The following is an 18820-nucleotide window of genomic DNA, read 5'->3' on the forward strand; positions in this document are numbered from 1 at the left end:
TCGCGTCCCTCCAATTATGCTCTGGCATACATTCGCATGCCGGTCGCCCGCTAAATAGCTCTCAAGTTTCCGATAGGCAACAAAATTGGTAAAACTATTTTACCAGTATGGCGCAGCTGTTTCATGATTTCCTTGAAAAAGACGGGGACCGCGCCTGACCACGGCATCGGTCAGAGCAATAGCGCACCTCGTCCCAGACCTTCGCCCACTTTTTCCGCCACGCGAAGGGCCGCCCACAGGTCGCGCAGGTCTTGCTCGGCAGATCAGCCTTACGGCGCATCTTTCCCATTGGAACGACTCCCTGATGACTGGGCCGCTACCTATACCGTCACTCACTTACGGCAATAGGGCTGTGCGCGGGTCCATTCCACCATATCCGCCCGCTTCCGCTCCGAAAGGAACGGCGCCCAATCGGCTGCCAGCCCCGCGCGGCCCGTTCCCACCATGCCGTCCCGCGTAACCGTCACCGCCGCGATCCGCACCCCGCACGAGAGGTTCGCCGCGCCATCCTTCAGCGCCTCGGCGTCACGCGCCACACAACCGTAATGCCGCGCTGTCGGCGGGGCGATCTGCAACAACCCGATCCAACGCCCGCCCCCGCCTGACGCACGCGGGTTCCATGTGCTCTCATGTTTGGCCAATGCCGAAAACAGGCCCGTCCAAAACAACTCCCGCGCGCCGCGATCCGCAGTCTCATAGGCAGGGCACCATGTATCAATGTCCTCCGGAACCAAATCCACCAGCGCCGCGCCATGACTGGCCAGCGCGCCGCGCGTCGCCATTGTCCATTCCGCCGCTTCGGGCCGGTGATCCCAACGCATCACCACAGGCTCTTCCCCCGCCTGCACCGTCGCGCACCCCGCCAAACCGGCAGCAAGCGCCACTGCCCGAATCCATATCTTCATTCTCCGCTCCGCGCGATTGTTCCTCTTGCCGCCTACCCTGCACCGCGCACCCTCGCCAGCGTCACGCGCAGCAGCGGCAGGTTTCGGCATCTCTCCGCCACGCCTGAGCAAACATCCGCCACTTGCAGCGCCGCCGCCTCTCGCCTAGAGAATGCGCAACACTTTTCTGCCCAAGGGCCACGACTGATTAGCGGAGATAGTCCAGCCAATGCTCGATCTGACCTACGAAGCCCCGAAACCGAAAACCATCGCAGGCGCAACCGGCGATTGGGAGCTTGTCATCGGCCTCGAAGTCCACGCACAGGTCGCGACCAAGGCCAAATTGTTCTCCGGTGCCTCCACTCGTTTCGGCGCCGAGCCAAACTCCAATGTGGCCTTCGTCGATGCCGGCATGCCCGGGATGTTGCCGGTGATCAACGAGGGCTGCGTCGCTCAGGCCGTCCGCACCGGCTTGGGCCTGAAGGCCGAGATCAATCTCTGGTCTGCCTTCGACCGCAAGAACTACTTCTACCCCGATCTGCCGCAGGGCTACCAGATCAGCCAGCTCTACCACCCCATCGTGGGCGATGGTGAAGTCATCGTCGATATGGCCCCGGGCATCGCGCGGCGCGTCCGCATCGAGCGCATTCACCTCGAACAGGATGCCGGCAAGTCGATCCACGACATGGACCCGCATATGTCCTTCGTCGATCTCAACCGCACAGGCGTCGCCCTGATGGAGATCGTCTCCCGCCCCGACATCCGCGGCCCCGAAGAGGCCGCAGCCTATGTCGGCAAGCTGCGCCAGATCATGCGCTACTTGGGCACCTGCGACGGCAACATGCAAAACGGCAACCTCCGCGCCGATGTAAACGTCTCCGTCTGCCGCCCCGGTGACTACGAGAAGTATCAAGAAACGCAGGATTTCTCCCATCTCGGCACCCGCTGCGAGATCAAGAACATGAACTCCATGCGCTTCATCCAGATGGCGATTGATTTCGAGGCCCGCCGCCAGATCGCGCTTCTGGAGGATGGCAAGGAAGTCGTGCAGGAAACACGCCTCTACGATCCCGACAAGAACGAGACTCGCTCCATGCGCTCCAAGGAAGAGGCGCACGATTATCGCTACTTCCCCGACCCCGATCTCCTTCCCTTGGAGATCGAGCAGGCGTGGGTGGATGACATCGCCGCCTCCCTCCCCGAACTGCCCGACGAGAAGAAAGCCCGCTTCGTCACCGAATTCGGGCTCTCGGAGTATGACGCAGGCGTGCTGACCGCCGAAGTCGCCAACGCCACCTATTTCGAAAAAGTCGCCGAAGGCCGCGACGGAAAGCTCGCCGCCAACTGGGTGATCAACGAGCTGTTCGGTCGCCTGAAGAAAGAAGATCACAGCATCGACGACTCGCCCGTCTCGCCAGAGCAACTCGGCAAGATCGTCGGCCTGATCACTAAGGGCGATATCTCCGGCAAGATCGCCAAAGACCTTTTCGAGATCGTCTACGCTGAGGGTGGCGATCCAGAAGCCATCGTCGAAGAACGCGGCATGAAGCAGGTCACCGATACCGGCGCTATCGAAGCCGCCGTTGATGAGGTCATCGTAGCCAACCCCGCGCAGGTCGAAAAGGCGCAGCAAAACCCCAAGCTGGCTGGCTGGTTCGTCGGTCAGGTGATGAAGGCCACCGGCGGCAAGGCAAACCCCGCCGCCGTGGATGCTTTGGTCAAGGCAAAGCTTGGCCTCTAACCACCCTGCGACATGAACACCGTCGGGCGCGCAAGCGCGCGGCGGTGTCTTTTCACTCTTCCATATTCCGCGTCGCGGTTTTCAAAACCGCCGCGCGCCGCTCCAAGCTCTCGGGCGAAAAGTGCTCTTTCGCGTCGTAGTATTCCTCATGCACATTCGCGTCAGGCGGCAGCACCACCCACGGCTGCTTGGTTGAGGTGTAAATATGGATGTCCGGCGGGAAACGGTCGGGATCATCCAACGTCCCCACCCTGATGAACTTGAAGGCCTCCCGATACCCACCAAAGAAGTAATGGCTCCAAACCGTGACTTGGCATTTCGGGCAACGGACCATCAACTGCCCCTTACCACCGGGCGACGGAATCATCGTCTCTTCCACAGCGCCCGCCAGCAACACGACCCGATCACTCTCGATAACCGCGTTGATCGCAAAAGCGCTGCCCGATTGCCGCTGGCACCAACGGCAATGGCATCCATGCACGGTGAACGGCGTATCCTGCATCCGGTAGCGCACATGGCCACAGGCGCAGCCTCCGTCAAAACTTTCTGGCATGGTCCCTCTCCCTTCGTATTCGGTGTACACGCTAGCACAAGCCACCTGCCAAACCTAGGATCACCACCGCCTCTGTTTAGGGGCTGTTCTTTCCCCGCTTTCTGCTAACGTCCGCCGCAAAAGGAGAGTCGCCGATGCTAGCTGGGCTGGAAACCGCAGATTTCATTATGCTGTCATTCGCGGCTTTCCTCGCCTCAACCGTTCGCGGGTTTTCCGGCTTCGGTTCTGCCTTGATCTATTTGCCGTTAGCTGGGCAAGTCCTCACCCCGTTTCAGGCGATCACAACGATCATCATCTTTGACCTTGTTGGGCCATTGCCGCTGGTGCGTCGCGCCATGCGCAATTGCGAGGGCCGTGATCTCATGCGGCTCGTGACGGGCCTGATCGTCGCCCTGCCCGTCGGCCTCTATATCCTGACCATCGCCCCACCCGAGGTGTTCCGCTACGCCGTATCGATCATTGCACTTGTGATGCTGGGCTTCCTGATCTCCGGCCTGCGGTATCGCGGGCCGCTTACCCCGCCGCTGATCTATGGCACCGGCACCGCATCCGGCTTCCTGCAAGGGGTCGCAGGCTTGCCCGGGCCGCCGGTGATCCTCCTCTACATGGCCAGCACCCGCCCGGCAGAGGTGATCCGCGCCAACACGTTTCTCTTCCTGTTTATCACCGATGTCGTGCTTTTACCGATGCTCTGGCTCTACGGCGAGCTGCAACTCACAGCCGTGCTCTGGGGCGTTATGCTGATCATCCCCACCTTCGCGGGCAGCATGATCGGCAACTGGCTGTTCCGTCCCCGCTTCGAGCGCGCCTATCGCACAGCTGCCTACCTGATCATCGCCGCGACAGCGCTCTCCGGCCTGCCACTCTGGGGCTAGCTAGGGCGCGGTGTAAGCCTCCAGCGTCGCCTCGACCCCCTCCGCCCAGATCTTCGCCAGCCAATAGGCAAAACATGCGCCGAACTGGTCGTGGTCCGCGAGGTCGCCATAATAGACCCGCTGCTCCAACCACGCCTGCGGGTCAGATTTGGCCGCTTTGGCCGCCGCATTCAATGCAGTCCAAGCCGGATCATTCGGCGCAATGACCGTTCCGTCCTCTCGGGTGCCTTCACACATCCGCGCCCAAAGCGCCTCGACCAAGGCAATCCCGTCCACCGGCCCGCCAGCCGCAATCGCCTCGCGCAGCACCGGCAGCAAAAACCCCGTATGCCGTGACGACCCGTCAAACGCGACCCGCCGCGTCGTGTCACGAATGGCAGGGTTCGCAAAGCGCCGCGCGGTTTGCGTGACATAGGCCTCCGGCGTCATCCCGGGCACCGCTTTCACATAGGGCGTGATCTCTTCCGCTTGCACCTTATGAAACAGCGCTGCGATCAACGGATGCGCCATGCAGCCGTCAATCGTCTGAACCGAAAGCAACTCCCCCGCATTCGCGAGAACCTGATGCCCCGCGTTCAAAATGCGGATTTTCATCTTCTCATAGTCATGCACCGCATCGGTGAAGGTCGCGCCAACCTTGTCCCAGTCAGGGCGGCCCGCGCAGAAATCATCCTCGATCACCCATTGGCGGAAGTTCTCATGCGTCACCGGCGCTTTGTCGTCGATGCCAAGGCTCCGCACCAGCTCCAGTTCGTTCGGGCCGGTCGCCGGCACGATGCAATCCACCATCGAATTGGGGAAGCTACACTGCGCATCAATCCAGTCAGCCAGCGCCGGATCGCTCATCCGCGCGAGCGACACCACCGTCTGCCGCGCAATCGCGCCGTTGCCTTGCAGGTTGTCACAGCTCTGCACCGTCAGCGGCCCACCCCCTGCATCACGACGACGACGCATCGCCTCGACAATCGCGCCGAATGCACTGCGGGGGCTTTGCGGATTAGCCGCATCATGCACCATATCGGGATGCGCGGCATCAAATCCGCCACCCGCAGGCTCAATATAATAGCCGCCCTCCGTCACCGTCAGCGCCACGATCCGAATGGCCGGTTCCGCCAACTGAGCGATCAGGCTGGCGTTGTTTTCTTCCACAGGCAAGAACCCAATCATTGAGCCCGTCACCTCGGCCGCGCGGCCCTCGGGCGACAGCTCTATCAAGGTGCTCAAACAGTCCTGCGCTAGCAATCGGTCACGCTGCGCCGCGTCACCTGCCCGCACCCCTGCGCCAATGATTGCCCAATCGTGGCACAGGCCTTGCCCCATCAAGCGGTGCAGATACCACGCCTGATGCGCCCGATGAAAATTCCCCAGCCCGATATGCACGATCCCCGGCGTCAGCGCAGTGCGGTCGTAAGACGGACGCCGCACCCCTTCTGGCAAGCGGGCAAGCGTTTCATTGAGGAGTGGAATCAGCTCATCCATTGGCCACCGTCCACATTATAGGTCTGCGCCACGATGTATTCCGCCTCGTCACTGGCCAGAAACACCGCCATGCCGGTCAGATCATCGGCAACGCCCATGCGCCCATACGGAACCGAAGCCCCAACCTCTTTCTTCTTTTGGCCCGGCGCCTTGTTCTCGTATTTCGCAAAAAATGCGTCCACGCCGTCCCAATGCTCGCCATCCACCACGCCGGGCGAAATCGCGTTAACATTGATGCCATGCTGGATCAGGTTCAGCCCCGCCGATTGCGTGAGGCTGATCACCGCTGCCTTGGTCGCACAATAAACCGCAACCAGCGATTCACCGCGCCGCCCTGCTTGGCTCGCCATATTGATGATCCGGCCCCTGACGCCGGCTTCGATCATATGCTTCGCCACCGCTTGCAAGGTGAACAGCGTGCCACCGAAGTTCACATCAAACACCCGCGCATAATCTTCCCGCGTGATCTCAACAATCGGTGCCGCCGTGAACAATGCAGCATTATTTATAAGTATGTCGATCTGCCCGAATTCCGCGGCAGTTGCCGCGACAGCCGCATCAATGCTGGCTTGATCGGTCACATCCATATGCACCGCAAATGCACCGATCTCACTGGCTGTTTCAGTCGCCCGCGCCAAATCCACATCGCCAATCGCCACGCGCGCACCTTCGCGGATATACGCCTCGGCAAAAGCCCGCCCAATACCCCGCGCAGCGCCCGTGATCAGCGCCGTTTTACCCGCAAGCCGGCTCATATCAGGCGCATACCGTCAGCGCCAAAGCGATGGATCACTTCAGCGCGCGGCTTCAGGTGGATAGTGTCACCATGGCGCAGCGAAACTTCGCCATCCGCCCGCACGGTGATTGTCTCACCCAAACCAGTATCATGAATATGGAAGAACGTATCCGATCCAAGATGCTCCGAAACACCAACAACGCCGGTCCAAACCCCTTCACCGGCGGCCTCAACCACATCAATATGTTCGGGGCGGATGCCAATCGTATGAGCACCGTGTTTCTCGGCTTCCGCGCCAGCGATCAGGTTCATCTTCGGCGAGCCAATGAAGCCTGCAACAAACAGGTTTCGCGGCGTCCGGTACAGCTCCAGCGGGCTGCCCACCTGCTCGATATTACCAGCACGCAAAACCACGATCTTGTCGGCCATCGTCATCGCCTCGACCTGATCGTGCGTCACATAAATCATCGTTGTATCCAGCTTCTTGTGCAGCTCCGAAATCTCCATCCGCATGCCAACGCGCAGCGCGGCATCGAGGTTCGAAAGCGGCTCGTCAAAAAGGAACGCCGCAGGCTCGCGCACAATTGCACGGCCAATCGCCACCCGCTGCCGCTGCCCACCCGAAAGCTGCCCGGGGCGGCGATCAAGATAATCCGTCAGGTTCAGCACCGATGCTGCGTTTTCAACGCGGCGATTGATCTCAGCCTGATCCATCTTCGCCATCTTCAGCGGAAAGGCGATGTTCTTGCGCACCGACATATGCGGATAGAGCGCATAGGACTGGAACACCATCGCCAGACCCCGCTTCGCAGGGGGAATGTTCGTCGCGTCTTTACCGTCAATGCGGATCGCCCCGTCCGTCACATCTTCCAGCCCAGCGATCAGGCGCAAAAGCGTGGATTTACCACAGCCCGACGGACCAACAAAAACGACGAACTCGCCATCTTCGATTTCCAGATCCAGCGGCGGAATGACAGTTACGTCGCTGAAGCTCTTTTTTACTTTATCGAGTACAATGCGTCCCATGTCTCTTTCCTCACTTCACCGCGCCGAATGTCAGGCCGCGTACGAGTTGTTTCTGGCTGAACCACCCCAAGATGAGGATCGGCGCAATGGCCATGGTCGATGCCGCTGATAGTTTCGCGTAGAACAGTCCCTCAGGGCTGGAATAGCTGGCGATGAACGCCGTCAGAGGGGCCGCCTTTGCCGCCGTCAGGTTCAGTGTCCAGAACGCCTCGTTCCACGCCAGAATGAAGTTCAGCAATATGGTCGAGGCGATACCGGGGATCGCCATCGGCGTCAGCACATAGAGGATTTCCTCACGCAAGCTGGCCCCATCCATCCGCGCCGCTTCCAAGATCTCACCCGGAATTTCGCGGAAATAGGTATAGAGCATCCAAACGATGATCGGCAGGTTGATCAGCATCAGAACGATGGTCAGCCCCAAGCGCGAGTCCAACAAGCCCAGCTGGATGAACAGCAAATAGATCGGGTAGAGCACGCCAACAGCGGGCAGCATTTTCGTAGAGAGCATCCACAGCAGAATGTCCTTAGTGCGCCGTGAAGGCACGAAAGCCATCGACCACGCCGCAGGCACGGCGACCAAAATCCCAAGAAGCGTAGAGCCGCCGGCAAGGATGATCGAGTTCGTGAGGAACCGCATATAATCAGAGCGTTCCTGCACAATCCCGTAGTTTTCCAGCGTCCAGATCGAGGACAGCACCGTCAGCGGTGTCTTAATCGCGTCGGCCTCTGTCTTGAGCGAGAGCACGAAAATCCACAAGATCGGGAAGAATATCAGCAAGCCGACAGCCCAAGCGAGGGCGGTATTCAGTGACTTGCGGCGGTTGGTAACAGCGCGTGCCATGGGCCTTCCCTCCTCAGTTATCCAGGTTCTTGCCGACGATGCGCATCAGGAAGATGGCAACGATATTCGCAAGGATGATCGCATAAACGCCGCCCGCCGATCCAAGCCCGATATTTTGGCTCTCCAGCACTCTTTGGAAGATCAGATAAGTCAGCGTTTTGGTGCCGAATGCACCGCCAGTGGTGACGAAAATCTCTGCGAAAATCGACAACAGAAAGATCGTCTGGATCAAGATCACGATCGTGATCGCGCGGCTCAAGTGCGGTAGAATGATATACCAGAACCGCTTCAGCGGCGTTGCACCATCCATCTCGGAGGCTTCCAGCTGCTCACTGTCGAGCGACTGGATCGCGGTCAAAAGGATCAGTGTCGCAAACGGCAGCCATTGCCAGCTCACGATCATGATCAGCGACGGAAGGCTCGCTTGGCTTAGCCACTCTACGGGCGCGGCACCAAAGGCCCGCCAAACATGGGCGAAAAAGCCGTTCACCGAGTCCATGAAAAGGTTCTTCCACACCAGCGCCGAAACCGTCGGCATCACAAAGAACGGCGCAATCACCAGAATGCGCACAATCCCCTGCCCCCACATTGGCTGGTCCAGAAGCAACGCCAGCAGAATGCCCAGAACCACCGTAATAACCAGCACACCCCCTACGATGATCAGCGTGGTAACAACACTTGGCCAGAACGAACTGCTGGAAATAAAACGGACGTAGTTATCAAATCCCACCCAGTCGAGCCCGTCACCCAACGAATCCCCGCGCAGCGGCAGGTATTTCTTGAAACTGAAAAACAGCGTCAGCGACAGGGGCACAAGCATCCACCCCAGAAGCAGAACGACGGCAGGTGCCATCATGATACGCGCAGCGGAACGGGAATGTTGGGTGGCCATTGGTACATTTCCTCTGTTGGTAGAGTGACCCTACCTTACGGGAATGAAAGCATATTGCTTGAGAGAATTCTAAGGGAGGGCGATCCGAAGACCGCCCTCGCCATCGGGAGGATTAGCGGTAGCCCGCAGCTTCCATTGCGTCGTTCGCGATGTCCTGTGCCTTCGCCAGAGCTTCCTCAACGGTCTGCTGACCGGCATAGGCTGCGGCGAACTCCTGGCTCACGTCGGTTGCAATACCGGCGAATTCAGGGATCGCAGCGAACTGGATGCCAACATACGGAACCGGATCAACAGTCGGGTTCAGCGGATCAGCTGCCAGAATCGCGTTCAACGTCATCTGTGCGAACGGAACGTCCTGATAGATTTCGTTGTCATAGAGCGACTGACGGGTGCCCGGAGGAATTGCCGCATGGCCATTCTCGAAGGCAACGAGGCGCATGTAGTCCGGACCGGTTGCCCAAGCCATGAACTCTTTCGCAGCGTCAACTTTCTGCGAACCTGCCGGAATGGCGAGCGCCCATGCCCAGAGCCAGCCGGAGTTCTTGCCCAAGCCGGTGTTCGGAGCCACAGCCCAGCCGATGTTGCCAGCAACATCGGATGCACCGCCCTTGCCGTCTTCAGCCAGCCAGCCAGCAGCAACGGTTGCGTCCATCCACATGCCGCACTTGCCCTGACGGAACAACGAGAGGTTCTCGTTAAAGCCGTTGGTCGCGTAGCCTGTCGGGCCGGATTCAGCCATCATCTCGGTGTAGAAGGTCAGAGCGTTGTTCCACTCTTGGCTGTCGAACTGTGCGTTCCAGTCCTCATCGAACCAGCGCGCGCCGAAAGCATTGCCAAGAACGGTCGCAATCGCGCCGCCTTCGCCCCAGCCTGCTTTACCACGCATACAGATACCGTTGATATCGTTCTCACGATCGGTCATCGCAGCAGCGGCTTCGCGGATGAACTCCCAGGTCGGCTCGTCCGGCATGGTCAGGCCAGCTTTTTCCATGAGGTCGGTGCGGTAATGCACCATCGAGCTCTCTGCGTAGAACGGTGCAGCATAGAGTGTACCGTCATAGGACAGACCGCCGCGAACTGCCGGCAGGATGTCCTCAACATCGTAATGCGCAGGCATGTCATCCAGCGGCACCAGCCAGCCATTCTTGCCCCAGATCGGTGTTTCGTACATACCGATCATCATTACGTCGAAAGCACCGCCCTTAGTGGTGATGTCGGTCGTAACACGCTGACGCAGAACGTTTTCTTCAAGCGTCACCCACTCGACCGTGTGGCCCGTGCGGGCCTCGAAGTCGTGGGTCAGGCCCTGCATCTTGATCATGTCGTCGTTATTCACCGTCGCGATGGTGATGGTGTCTGCAAATGCGGCGCTTCCCGATACCAGGGCAAACGCAGTCGCTGCACGAAGTGCATTCTTCAGGTTCATGTGATTCCTCCCATTGAGTCAAAACCCAGCGACAGATAGCCACATCCCCTTACCGCGCGTCAACTAAATTTTTACGCGCGAAAACTTTTTTCTTATCACGCGGAGGCTCTTAGGATCAGACGCGCGGCAAAAAGTGTTTCTTTTCGGTCGCCTAGCATGCCCCCGCTCTCGATCAGCTCGAACAAGGTTTCAACCGTCCGATTGGCGACCGAGTCGTAATCATGCGCTGCAGTGGTCAGCGACGGGCAGGTAAATTTCGCAAACGGGTGGTCGTCATGGGATGCCACGCGCAGCCCGCAATCGTCACCGATTCCCACACGGATGGATTTCTCGTAACAGGCCGAGAGCAATCCAATGGCCAAGCGATCGTTGCTGCACAGCACCGTGCGGGTCGGCAGCTTTCCGCGCTCAATCGCATCAAGCCCCCCTTGCCGCCCAATCTCCTCGAAGGCCCACCCCTCGCCCGGCACGCTGATCACATGCGGCTCATAGCCCAAGGATTCCATCCGCTTGATATACGCAATGCGGCGCTTGTTGGCATTCGGGTTCGCAGGGTGCCGCATCTCGAAAAAGCAAGGCGGCTCTCCTGACCGCACCAGATAATCTACCGTTTGATCCACAAAACTCGAATTATCCGATCCGATAAACGCAGCGCCCATGCCCTCGATATTACTGTCAAATAGCACCGTTGGCACATCACGGCAGAACCGCTCCACCTCCGCCTTGTTCGAGGCCCTGCCCAAGGGCGCCAGCAAAACACCGGCGGGCTTCAGGGAACGTAGCGTATCAAAAATATCGACCTCCAGCGCCGGGTCGCCATGCGCGCTGAACAAGGTGGGATGATAACCGGCGGCGATACACCGCTGCTCGATATTCCGCGCGATCTCGGCAAAAAACGGATCCGCGAGGTACGGAACCACGATGCCGACATTCTTCGTCAGTTTGCGGTTCTGATTCATCGCAAAGATATTGGGCCGGTAATTGTACTGCTCCAACGCGGCTTCGATCTTCTCCCGCGTGGTTTTACGAACGCTTTGCGGATCGTTGAAATACTTGGAGATCGTCGGGCGCGACAGTCCACTGACCGCCGCGAACTCGTCCATATTCCTGATCTTCGTTTCGGACATCCCGACTGTGCCTCCGTCGCACTCATAAAAAAGAGCGTTTATCGCCTCTTAAAACTTTACACGAAGTTATCGCGCGGAAAGATTTGAGGCAACCCGTTAGCACTCTCTTAATCTTTCTGCAGGTGCGATATGCATAGGTTGTGCATCAGTTGTGCATCACTTGTGCATCGGCTTTTTCGCCAAAACTGGGGGAATTTCTTGGGGTTCACCCCCTTTACGAAATCCTGTAAGTTAAACCGCTGTTAAGAACGCTAGGACGCATCAGAAAGCATCATGATTACTTTTAAATCAATGCGTTATAGCATTTTATTGGTGTTGTTCTCAACAACACTCGCCGTGGCCGGAGAATCCCCAACCCGTGGCGAAGATTTATTCGAGAAAAGCTGCGCCGCATGTCACTCGATCATCGCAGAAAATGGCCGCCTAATCGCTGGAAATGGTCGCGATAATGCGCCTAATCTCAACGACTTAACAGAAAGAGCCCCCGGCTCGGACAGCAGCTACCGCTACGGTGTATCACTGGCCAGCTACTCCGCCCAAACCCCGCGCTGGGATCAGGAGGCATTCGTCGCCTACGTTATGGATCCGACCGGCTTCCTGCGCAGCAGGCTTGGCGACCGCCGCGCCCGAAGCCGCATGGCTTATCGCGTTAGGTACGAAGCAGATGCCATTGATCTATATGCATTTATCCTCGAAACTCAAAATCGCTAGGCTGCCCCATGTCCCAGTATGAATACAAAGTCGTTCCCGCCCCGAAACGCGCCAACAAGGCCCGCGGCATCCGCGGTCAGGACGCCCGATTCAGCCAGACGCTCGAAGAGCTGTTGAACGACATGGTCCTCGACGGCTGGGAATACATACGCGCCGATACCATGACCGTCGAAACCGGCGGATTGCTGCGCGGCAGCAAAAGCCAACAAAAGACCATGCTTATCTTCCGCCGCAACTCCGCCCCCCAAGACAGCCAACCGCTTGTTTCAGAAGTACATATTGCTGCTCCCGCTGGCGAAACCGGCAGCGCGCTCAGGGCCAGCAAGGAGCGCCCCGAACCATCGATAAACGCCCCTCGCGCAAGCCGCGACGAGGTCTAACGGAACTCGATCGCCAGCGCGTGAATGCGCGCGATGATATCCTTCCCTATTCCATCATGCATTGCACGGTGACGCGCCAGCCGTGACTTGCCCTCAAAAGGCTGCGCCGAGATAACAATCCGCCAATGACTCTCGCCACCCTCCTGATAGCCGGCATGGCCACGGTGCATTTCACTTTCGTCAATAACTTCCAAGTAGTCTGGTGCATATGTATCCCGCAGCCGGTTTTCGATTTCTTGCGCAAGTGCCATTATTTTTCCTCTGCCCTCTTCAATCTCTGTCTACAGCGATTAAACTGCTGCGTCCGAGTCGAAAAGTGAGGCAGGCCATGTCAAAGACAGATCCTTTTGGATTTGATATCTCCGTTTCCGCCGCGAAAAAGAACAAACCGCGCGGGCGTCGCGGTATGTCCGGCGCATTCGAAACCTCCATGCGGGTGTGTGAGCACCCCGGATGCGAGGAATCGGCGCAATATCGCGCACCTAAAAGCCCAGATGTGCTCGACGACTATTTTTGGTTCTGCAAAGAGCACGTTAGGGAATATAATCTGAAGTGGAATTTCTTCGAGAATGCCACCGACCAGGAATTCGAAGAACAAGTCGATGATGACCGCGTTTGGGGCCGCAAGACGAAACCCTTCGGCAAAAAATCGGAAGAACAGCGCGCTTGGGCGCGCCTTGGCGTTGATGATCCGCATCAAGTCCTCGGTGAAAATGCGACTCGTAATCCAGGCAAGTCAATCACGGGCACCCGTCGCCTGCCGCCGACCGAACGCCGCGCCATCGAGATTCTCGAAGCCAAAGATCATTGGACCAAGCCAGAGATTAGGAAGGTCTACAAAGCGCTCATCAAGGTTCTTCACCCTGATATGAACGGCGGCGATCGCAGCCAGGAAGAGCAGCTAGCCGAGGTCGTCTGGGCGTGGGATCAAATCAAGGAAAGCCGTCACTTCAAAGATTAAGAAGCGCGTTTATACCCGAAGTTTGTCCGGACGCGCATCGCACGATGCGCGAGCCGCTCACGGGCAAGCAAAATATGCGCAGCCGAAAGGGCCAAGAACCAAACCGCCAGAACCGAGGGCGCCGCTATCAACACAGTCACCGCGATAAGCGGCCCGAACATCGTCCCGTACACCGGCAGCGAAAGCGTGCCTGCAACAAGAGCGGCAAAGAAAGCCGCGCTTACCATCCCATTCACCGCCCGCAAATACCCAGCGCCTCCAGGGTGTCCGAAGCTGTGAAGCATTCGCAGAACTGCCAAAGCGCCCGCTAAAAGACTGGCAACCGGCACCCAAAACTTGAGAAAAGTAGGCAGTTCACCCCCATCAAGAGTCGCAACGGCCGCCACGCCGCAAACACATCCCGCAGCCGCACCGAGGCCGACTGCCGCGCAAACGCGCGCAGTAAGCATTTCCAGCGGTTGAATCATGTCGCACCGATCCCATTCATCGGCCTGATCATTCATCAATCCGCTGAAATTGCCAATAATTTGAGAGAAACGAACTGTTTCTTTCAATCGGCCTGCACCAATACTCCCGAGGCTAGGGTCTGACCGGTCGGCCTTTTGCTGATCGAACCGCCGAGCCTTTCCTCAGTCAGGATCACTTGCCCACCGGCAATCGAAGCACGCAGTTCGGCCGGAATAACGATACTCTCCCCCTCACGGTTACCGACCACCCCTAGCGAGATCGGCGTATCGCTCCCAGAAGGCATAAGCCATAATTCCAACGCTTTCCCGCTCGGCGCCGAACCAGAAAGATGCCGAATGGCCAGAACGCCGCTTTCTCCAGTATAACCCACATCAACAGAAATCCCGCCCTCCGCCTCGCGCAAAGCCACGCCGTAATCCGGCTGCGGCCGCTCCGGTTCCATGCGCAAATCAACAAAGGACAAAACCAAAAGCGCCATTACCAAGCCAAATGCCGCATAAGGCACGAGCCCGATCCGGCTCCATAGCCGACGTTTTTGAGGCTCGCTGCCAGTGTCAGTCTGCGCGGCATTTGGTTGTCCTGTTTGAACATCAAGGTCGGTAGCTTCAGGCAAGCGCTCACAAATCCGATACCACAGTGCTTCCACGCGTTCGGCTGGCGCTGGCAACTGTGCAAGAATGGCGCGCCAGGTTTCCTTTTGTTCGCGCAGGGAACTGTCCACCTCCGCAACCGCATCAAATGCTGCACGCTCACTTTGTGTCAGCAATCCCAGAGCGGATTCTGCGGCCAGCAGGTTAGCCTCTTGCACCTGTTCATCGCGTGGCTCTCCGTCCTTATTCACGCAGGCCTCCAGCGCCGACAAGCCGTTCCGAAACCAGGGGCGAACGTCTCCTACGGGGATTTTCAAGGTCAGCGCTATATCTTCGTATGAAGATGTTTCTTCCTTAGCCATGACCAAGGCATCTTTTTGGTCCGCCGCCAACTTTTCGAAACACTCCAGAACCTTTTGATCACTTTGATCAACGTTCGTCGGGAGGTCGGCAAAACACCCGAGCATCCACTCAGTCGCGGAACCTTCTTGCGCTTCAAATTCCGAAGTGCGGCGCCAAACCGCTTCAAAACCAGCGATAAACCACGCATCGGCGGTCGCAGAAACCGTGTACGCCTGCTCACACATCGCCAACAGCTCCTTTGCGCGCGCATCATATAGCTTCTTGAAAGCGGACCTGTCCCCCGCTGCGACACGACCAATCAACAGACCGGTATCGTCCTCAGTCTCCATCCGGCTCCCCACCCCATATCGCCTGCGATATCATGGCCTATTGGTTGAAAATTGCAAATACAGCCTATTTCCTGCTGACAAATTGATGATGGACAAAATATCGAGAAAGGTTCTGCTTTCCCTTGCAGCCGCAAACTATATGCTGCATCCGAAACGCGAGAACTTCAAAACCATAAGAGATAGAATGGCAGACGGCATGACCGATGTGACCACCAAACCAACTGAAGACATTTCCGTTCGGGAAGTTTTCGGCGTCGACACCAATATGACCGTGAAGGGCTTCGCGGAACGCACAGACCGCGTTCCGGAAATCGACCCAACCTACAAATTCGATCCGGATACGACACTCGCGATCCTGGCCGGTTTTGGATACAACCGTCGCGTCATGATCCAAGGCTATCACGGCACAGGCAAGTCGACACATATCGAACAAGTGGCAGCACGGCTGAACTGGCCCTGCGTTCGCGTCAACCTTGACAGCCACATCAGCCGCATCGACCTGATCGGCAAAGATGCTATCAAACTCAAGGATGGCAAACAGGTAACCGAGTTCCACGAAGGCATCCTCCCGTGGGCGCTGCGTAATCCTGTGGCGATCGTATTTGATGAATACGATGCCGGCCGCGCTGACGTTATGTTTGTCATCCAGCGTGTGCTTGAGCATGACGGAAAGTTGACGCTGCTGGACCAGAACGAAATCATCACTCCGCACCCATCCTTCCGCCTGTTTGCAACTGCGAACACCGTCGGCTTGGGCGATACAACAGGCCTCTACCACGGCGTGCAGCAAATCAACCAAGCGCAAATGGACCGCTGGAGCCTCGTTGCCACGCTGAACTACCTTAGCCACGACGCCGAAACCGCTATCGTTCTATCCAAAGCGCCGCACTACAACACCGCTGAAGGCCGCAAAATCGTCAGCCAGATGGTGACCGTTGCTGATCTCACCCGCACTGCTTTCGTGAATGGCGACCTATCAACAGTGATGAGCCCGCGTACCGTCATCGCTTGGGCCGAGAATTCTCGCATTTTCCAGGATGTTGGTTATGGCTTCCGACTCACATTCCTCAACAAATGCGATGAACTCGAGCGCCAAACTGTGGCCGAGTTCTATCAGCGCTGCTTCGACGAAGAACTGCCCGAAAGCGCAGCGAGCCAGAGCAATGGCTAGTCGGATGCGATCACTCTGGGCCGCATTATGCATCAGCGCTGCCGCGACGACGGTAGTGCATGCGCAAGGCTTGGAGTCTTTAAACGAGACAGAGGCGGTCGGATATTGCGCAACGTTCTACCTCGCTAAAATGGAACACTTCGCTGAGGATGATGCCGAAGGCACCATTCGTGCCGAAGCTGATGGCTTCGTCGCGGCTGCCGCCTCGGTAGCTGGCAAAACGACCGAGACGATGACCGACGATCTGAGCCAAGCGGCTGGAATGATGCGCAATTTCTTTCGCCTCGCAAACTTGAGTGATGACGCAAAAACAATGGTCGATCAGTCAGAGGCATTTTGCAGAACGCTTGCACCGCAGTACCCACAGACGATTGAGCTGTTTCAGTGAACAAGCCCTCGGATAATCCGGCCGACCCGTTCAAAAAGGCCCTTGCCGAAGCGACCAAAGTGCTCGCAGACGATAGCGAGCTGACGGTCAGCTATTCGGTAGACCCTCCGGGCCAGTCCGAGGACAGTATTCGCCTGCCGCAAGTCTCGCGCCGCATGACGCGCGAAGAGGTACTTCTTGCACGCGGCACTGCCGATGCATACGCCCTTCGACATAAGTTCCACGATCCGAAACTGTCCTCCCGCTACATGCCGCAAGGCCAGTTGGCGCGTGATCTCTTTGATGCGATGGAGGGCGCGCGGATCGAAGCTGTCGGCGCTCGCTACATGCCGGGCACCGCTGGCAACATCGACGTAAAGATCCAGACAGAAGCTCTTCGCAAGGGCTATGATCAGGTGACACAAGCGTCCGAGGCACCGCTTGCAACCGCCGCCGGATATCTCATCAGGCATCTTGCCACCGGCCGCGAACTGCCCCCCGCCGCAGGTAATGTTATGGAACTGTGGCGCGGCTTCATCGAAGAACAGGCCGGCGAAAACCTTGAGCGGCTTGAGCAAGTCCTCGACGATCAACAAGCATTCGCGAGATTCGCGCGGGATCTGATTGCAGATCTGGGCTACGGTGATCAGCTTGGCGATGATCCCGATATGGAAGATCAGGATCAGGAGGACACCGCAGAAGAAGACAATAGCGAACAAGACGATCCTGACAGCACTGGCGAAGAGGACGGCGACGACGATCAGACCGAAGCATCGCCCGAGCAAAGTCAGGATCAACAGCAAGACGAAAGCCAAGCACAAGTCTCTATGGACGAGACTGATGATGGCGAGCCGGAGGAAGAAGCCGAGCTGCCAGAGGGAGACGCTCCTATGGAGCCGCCTGCCCCACAGCCTGTGTCTGACGCCGATCCGAGCTACAAGGTTTATCTTGGTGAGTTTGATGAGGAGATTGGCGCAGAGGAGCTTGCCGAGCCCGCCGAGCTGGAACGCCTTCGTGCATATCTCGATCAACAGCTGGAACCGCTGAAGGGTGCCGTCAGCCGTCTCGCGAACAAGCTGCAAAGACGCCTGCAAGCCCAGCAGAACCGCAGTTGGGAATTTGATCGTGAAGAGGGCATACTCGACGCAGGGCGCCTTGCGCGTGTCGTGGCAAACCCCACCACGCCACTGTCATTCAAAGTCGAGAAAGATACAGAATTTCGCGATACAGTCGTGACGCTCCTTCTGGACAATTCCGGCTCCATGCGTGGTCGTCCGATCTCCATCGCGGCCATTTGCGCAGATGTCCTCGCCCGCACGCTTGAAAGATGCGACGTCAAAGTCGAAATCTTGGGCTTCACCACAAAAGCGTGGAAAGGTGGACAAAGCCGCGAAAAGTGGCTTGCCGACGGCCGCCCTGCGCATCCCGGACGGCTGAATGATTTGCGCCATATCGTCTACAAGAGCGCCGACGCGCCGTGGCGTCGCACACGCGCTCATTTGGGACTGATGATGAAAGAGGGCCTCCTGAAAGAGAACATCGACGGTGAAGCGCTTGAATGGGCCCATCGTCGGATTCTTGCCCGCCGCGAACAACGCAAAATCCTGATGGTAATTTCGGATGGCGCACCAGTGGATGACTCGACGCTGTCGGTCAACCCAGCCAACTATCTGGAAAAGCACCTGCGCGACGTGATCGAGATGGTCGAGCGTAAAAAGCTGATTGAGCTGATCGCGATAGGTATCGGCCACGATGTGACACGATACTACCAACGTGCGGTTACGATTACCGATGTTGAGCAACTTGCCGGCGCGATGACCGAGCAACTTGCAAGCCTTTTTGACAGCGACCCGCGCAAACGCGCCCGCGTCTTGGGAATGAAGAAAGCCATTTAGCTTAG

21 protein-coding genes are annotated in these 18820 nt (G+C 57.9%); 8 read left to right on the forward strand and 13 right to left on the reverse strand.

The window, feature by feature from the left end; all coding sequences use genetic code 11:
* Nucleotides 1-121: 121 nt before the first annotated feature.
* The gene (locus AB1E42_RS10130) at nucleotides 122-289 is read right to left on the reverse strand and encodes a DUF2256 domain-containing protein (protein ID WP_368344122.1); all 168 of its coding nucleotides are present in this window, start codon (nucleotides 287-289) and stop codon (nucleotides 122-124) included.
* A 43-nt stretch (nucleotides 290-332) separates the two neighbouring features.
* Nucleotides 333-905: a transglycosylase SLT domain-containing protein gene (locus AB1E42_RS10135; protein WP_368344123.1), complete on the reverse strand. Its 573-nt coding sequence runs from the start codon at nucleotides 903-905 to the stop codon at nucleotides 333-335.
* Between the two features lie 208 nt (nucleotides 906-1113).
* On the opposite strand from AB1E42_RS10135, the gene gatB reads away from it, so the two are divergent.
* A complete protein-coding gene (gatB, locus tag AB1E42_RS10140; protein WP_368344124.1) occupies nucleotides 1114-2625 on the forward strand; it encodes an Asp-tRNA(Asn)/Glu-tRNA(Gln) amidotransferase subunit GatB in 1512 nt (503 codons plus the stop codon).
* 52 nt (nucleotides 2626-2677) lie between these two features.
* Here gatB and AB1E42_RS10145 read toward each other — a convergent pair whose 3' ends face one another.
* Complete coding sequence (locus AB1E42_RS10145) at nucleotides 2678-3178, reverse strand: GFA family protein (RefSeq protein WP_368344125.1); 501 nt, start codon at nucleotides 3176-3178, stop codon at nucleotides 2678-2680.
* 134 nt (nucleotides 3179-3312) lie between these two features.
* On the opposite strand from AB1E42_RS10145, the gene AB1E42_RS10150 reads away from it, so the two are divergent.
* Entirely contained in the window at nucleotides 3313-4053 is a 741-nt protein-coding gene (locus AB1E42_RS10150) for a TSUP family transporter (protein WP_368344126.1), read from the forward strand.
* On the opposite strand, the gene AB1E42_RS10155 is transcribed toward AB1E42_RS10150, so the two are convergent.
* The 7 genes from AB1E42_RS10155 to AB1E42_RS10185 all read right to left on the reverse strand — a co-directional run bounded on the left by AB1E42_RS10155 (nucleotide 4054) and on the right by AB1E42_RS10185 (nucleotide 11580).
* Nucleotides 4054-5532 (reverse strand): mannitol dehydrogenase family protein, encoded by a 1479-nt coding sequence (locus AB1E42_RS10155; protein WP_368344127.1) that lies wholly within the window; start codon nucleotides 5530-5532, stop codon nucleotides 4054-4056.
* Nucleotides 5520-6287 (reverse strand): L-iditol 2-dehydrogenase, encoded by a 768-nt coding sequence (locus tag AB1E42_RS10160; protein ID WP_368344128.1) that lies wholly within the window; start codon nucleotides 6285-6287, stop codon nucleotides 5520-5522. Before AB1E42_RS10160 ends, AB1E42_RS10155 begins: the two co-directional genes overlap by 13 nt.
* The gene (locus AB1E42_RS10165; RefSeq protein ID WP_368344129.1) at nucleotides 6284-7294 is read right to left on the reverse strand and encodes an ABC transporter ATP-binding protein; all 1011 of its coding nucleotides are present in this window, start codon (nucleotides 7292-7294) and stop codon (nucleotides 6284-6286) included. Before AB1E42_RS10165 ends, AB1E42_RS10160 begins: the two co-directional genes overlap by 4 nt.
* Nucleotides 7295-7304: 10 nt before the next feature.
* Nucleotides 7305-8135: a carbohydrate ABC transporter permease gene (locus AB1E42_RS10170; protein WP_368344130.1), complete on the reverse strand. Its 831-nt coding sequence runs from the start codon at nucleotides 8133-8135 to the stop codon at nucleotides 7305-7307.
* A 13-nt stretch (nucleotides 8136-8148) separates the two neighbouring features.
* Nucleotides 8149-9027, reverse strand: coding sequence for a carbohydrate ABC transporter permease (locus tag AB1E42_RS10175; RefSeq protein WP_368344131.1), 879 nt, complete (start codon nucleotides 9025-9027; stop codon nucleotides 8149-8151).
* 112 nt (nucleotides 9028-9139) lie between these two features.
* Entirely contained in the window at nucleotides 9140-10453 is a 1314-nt protein-coding gene (locus tag AB1E42_RS10180) for a sugar ABC transporter substrate-binding protein (protein WP_368344132.1), read from the reverse strand.
* Between the two features lie 95 nt (nucleotides 10454-10548).
* On the reverse strand, nucleotides 10549-11580 hold the full coding sequence (locus AB1E42_RS10185; protein ID WP_368344133.1) for a LacI family DNA-binding transcriptional regulator: 1032 nt from the start codon (nucleotides 11578-11580) through the stop codon (nucleotides 10549-10551).
* Nucleotides 11581-11853: 273 nt separating this feature from the next.
* On the opposite strand from AB1E42_RS10185, the gene AB1E42_RS10190 reads away from it, so the two are divergent.
* Nucleotides 11854-12291, forward strand: coding sequence for a cytochrome c family protein (locus AB1E42_RS10190; RefSeq protein WP_368344134.1), 438 nt, complete (start codon nucleotides 11854-11856; stop codon nucleotides 12289-12291).
* An 8-nt stretch (nucleotides 12292-12299) separates the two neighbouring features.
* Nucleotides 12300-12671, forward strand: a complete 372-nt coding sequence (locus AB1E42_RS10195) for a hypothetical protein (protein ID WP_368344135.1) — start codon at nucleotides 12300-12302, stop codon at nucleotides 12669-12671.
* Here AB1E42_RS10195 and AB1E42_RS10200 read toward each other — a convergent pair.
* Nucleotides 12668-12922 carry a BolA family protein gene (locus AB1E42_RS10200; protein ID WP_368344136.1) on the reverse strand — a complete coding sequence of 85 codons (255 nt, stop codon included), beginning with the start codon at nucleotides 12920-12922 and terminating at the stop codon, nucleotides 12668-12670. The genes AB1E42_RS10195 and AB1E42_RS10200 overlap by 4 nt on opposite strands.
* Nucleotides 12923-12999: 77 nt before the next feature.
* On the opposite strand from AB1E42_RS10200, the gene AB1E42_RS10205 reads away from it, so the two are divergent.
* Nucleotides 13000-13632, forward strand: a complete 633-nt coding sequence (locus tag AB1E42_RS10205) for a DnaJ domain-containing protein (protein ID WP_368344137.1) — start codon at nucleotides 13000-13002, stop codon at nucleotides 13630-13632.
* On the opposite strand, the gene AB1E42_RS10210 is transcribed toward AB1E42_RS10205, so the two are convergent.
* Both AB1E42_RS10210 and AB1E42_RS10215 read right to left on the reverse strand, forming a co-directional pair.
* The gene (locus tag AB1E42_RS10210) at nucleotides 13629-14186 is read right to left on the reverse strand and encodes a hypothetical protein (protein ID WP_368344138.1); all 558 of its coding nucleotides are present in this window, start codon (nucleotides 14184-14186) and stop codon (nucleotides 13629-13631) included. The genes AB1E42_RS10205 and AB1E42_RS10210 overlap by 4 nt on opposite strands.
* Nucleotides 14183-15382 carry an anti-sigma factor gene (locus AB1E42_RS10215; protein WP_368344139.1) on the reverse strand — a complete coding sequence of 400 codons (1200 nt, stop codon included), beginning with the start codon at nucleotides 15380-15382 and terminating at the stop codon, nucleotides 14183-14185. The genes AB1E42_RS10210 and AB1E42_RS10215 overlap by 4 nt, the downstream gene beginning before the upstream one ends.
* A gap of 184 nt (nucleotides 15383-15566) precedes the next feature.
* Here AB1E42_RS10215 and cobS point away from each other — a divergent pair, with 184 nt between their 5' ends.
* The 3 genes from cobS to cobT are packed head-to-tail and all read left to right on the forward strand — an operon-like array spanning nucleotide 15567 to nucleotide 18815.
* Nucleotides 15567-16553, forward strand: a complete 987-nt coding sequence (gene cobS / locus AB1E42_RS10220) for a cobaltochelatase subunit CobS (RefSeq protein WP_368344140.1) — start codon at nucleotides 15567-15569, stop codon at nucleotides 16551-16553.
* Nucleotides 16546-16941, forward strand: a complete 396-nt coding sequence (locus AB1E42_RS10225; protein ID WP_368344141.1) for a hypothetical protein — start codon at nucleotides 16546-16548, stop codon at nucleotides 16939-16941. Before cobS ends, AB1E42_RS10225 begins: the two co-directional genes overlap by 8 nt.
* On the forward strand, nucleotides 16938-18815 hold the full coding sequence (gene cobT / locus AB1E42_RS10230; protein WP_368344142.1) for a cobaltochelatase subunit CobT: 1878 nt from the start codon (nucleotides 16938-16940) through the stop codon (nucleotides 18813-18815). Before AB1E42_RS10225 ends, cobT begins: the two co-directional genes overlap by 4 nt.
* Nucleotides 18816-18820: the final 5 nt, after the last annotated feature.

This window comes from Pelagovum sp. HNIBRBA483 (assembly GCF_040931995.1).
GTDB lineage: Bacteria > Pseudomonadota > Alphaproteobacteria > Rhodobacterales > Rhodobacteraceae > JAEPMR01.

Coding starts and splice junctions, on each gene's coding strand:
- AB1E42_RS10130 (WP_368344122.1), bottom strand. CDS start 289: ATGGGAAAGATGCGCCGTAAGGCTGATCTGCCGAGCAAGACCTGCGCG.
- AB1E42_RS10135 (WP_368344123.1), bottom strand. CDS start 905: ATGAAGATATGGATTCGGGCAGTGGCGCTTGCTGCCGGTTTGGCGGGG.
- gatB (WP_368344124.1), top strand. CDS start 1,114: ATGCTCGATCTGACCTACGAAGCCCCGAAACCGAAAACCATCGCAGGC.
- AB1E42_RS10145 (WP_368344125.1), bottom strand. CDS start 3,178: ATGCCAGAAAGTTTTGACGGAGGCTGCGCCTGTGGCCATGTGCGCTAC.
- AB1E42_RS10150 (WP_368344126.1), top strand. CDS start 3,313: ATGCTAGCTGGGCTGGAAACCGCAGATTTCATTATGCTGTCATTCGCG.
- AB1E42_RS10155 (WP_368344127.1), bottom strand. CDS start 5,532: ATGGATGAGCTGATTCCACTCCTCAATGAAACGCTTGCCCGCTTGCCA.
- AB1E42_RS10160 (WP_368344128.1), bottom strand. CDS start 6,287: ATGAGCCGGCTTGCGGGTAAAACGGCGCTGATCACGGGCGCTGCGCGG.
- AB1E42_RS10165 (WP_368344129.1), bottom strand. CDS start 7,294: ATGGGACGCATTGTACTCGATAAAGTAAAAAAGAGCTTCAGCGACGTA.
- AB1E42_RS10170 (WP_368344130.1), bottom strand. CDS start 8,135: ATGGCACGCGCTGTTACCAACCGCCGCAAGTCACTGAATACCGCCCTC.
- AB1E42_RS10175 (WP_368344131.1), bottom strand. CDS start 9,027: ATGGCCACCCAACATTCCCGTTCCGCTGCGCGTATCATGATGGCACCT.
- AB1E42_RS10180 (WP_368344132.1), bottom strand. CDS start 10,453: ATGAACCTGAAGAATGCACTTCGTGCAGCGACTGCGTTTGCCCTGGTA.
- AB1E42_RS10185 (WP_368344133.1), bottom strand. CDS start 11,580: ATGTCCGAAACGAAGATCAGGAATATGGACGAGTTCGCGGCGGTCAGT.
- AB1E42_RS10190 (WP_368344134.1), top strand. CDS start 11,854: ATGATTACTTTTAAATCAATGCGTTATAGCATTTTATTGGTGTTGTTC.
- AB1E42_RS10195 (WP_368344135.1), top strand. CDS start 12,300: ATGTCCCAGTATGAATACAAAGTCGTTCCCGCCCCGAAACGCGCCAAC.
- AB1E42_RS10200 (WP_368344136.1), bottom strand. CDS start 12,922: ATGGCACTTGCGCAAGAAATCGAAAACCGGCTGCGGGATACATATGCA.
- AB1E42_RS10205 (WP_368344137.1), top strand. CDS start 13,000: ATGTCAAAGACAGATCCTTTTGGATTTGATATCTCCGTTTCCGCCGCG.
- AB1E42_RS10215 (WP_368344139.1), bottom strand. CDS start 15,382: ATGGAGACTGAGGACGATACCGGTCTGTTGATTGGTCGTGTCGCAGCG.
- cobS (WP_368344140.1), top strand. CDS start 15,567: ATGGCAGACGGCATGACCGATGTGACCACCAAACCAACTGAAGACATT.
- AB1E42_RS10225 (WP_368344141.1), top strand. CDS start 16,546: ATGGCTAGTCGGATGCGATCACTCTGGGCCGCATTATGCATCAGCGCT.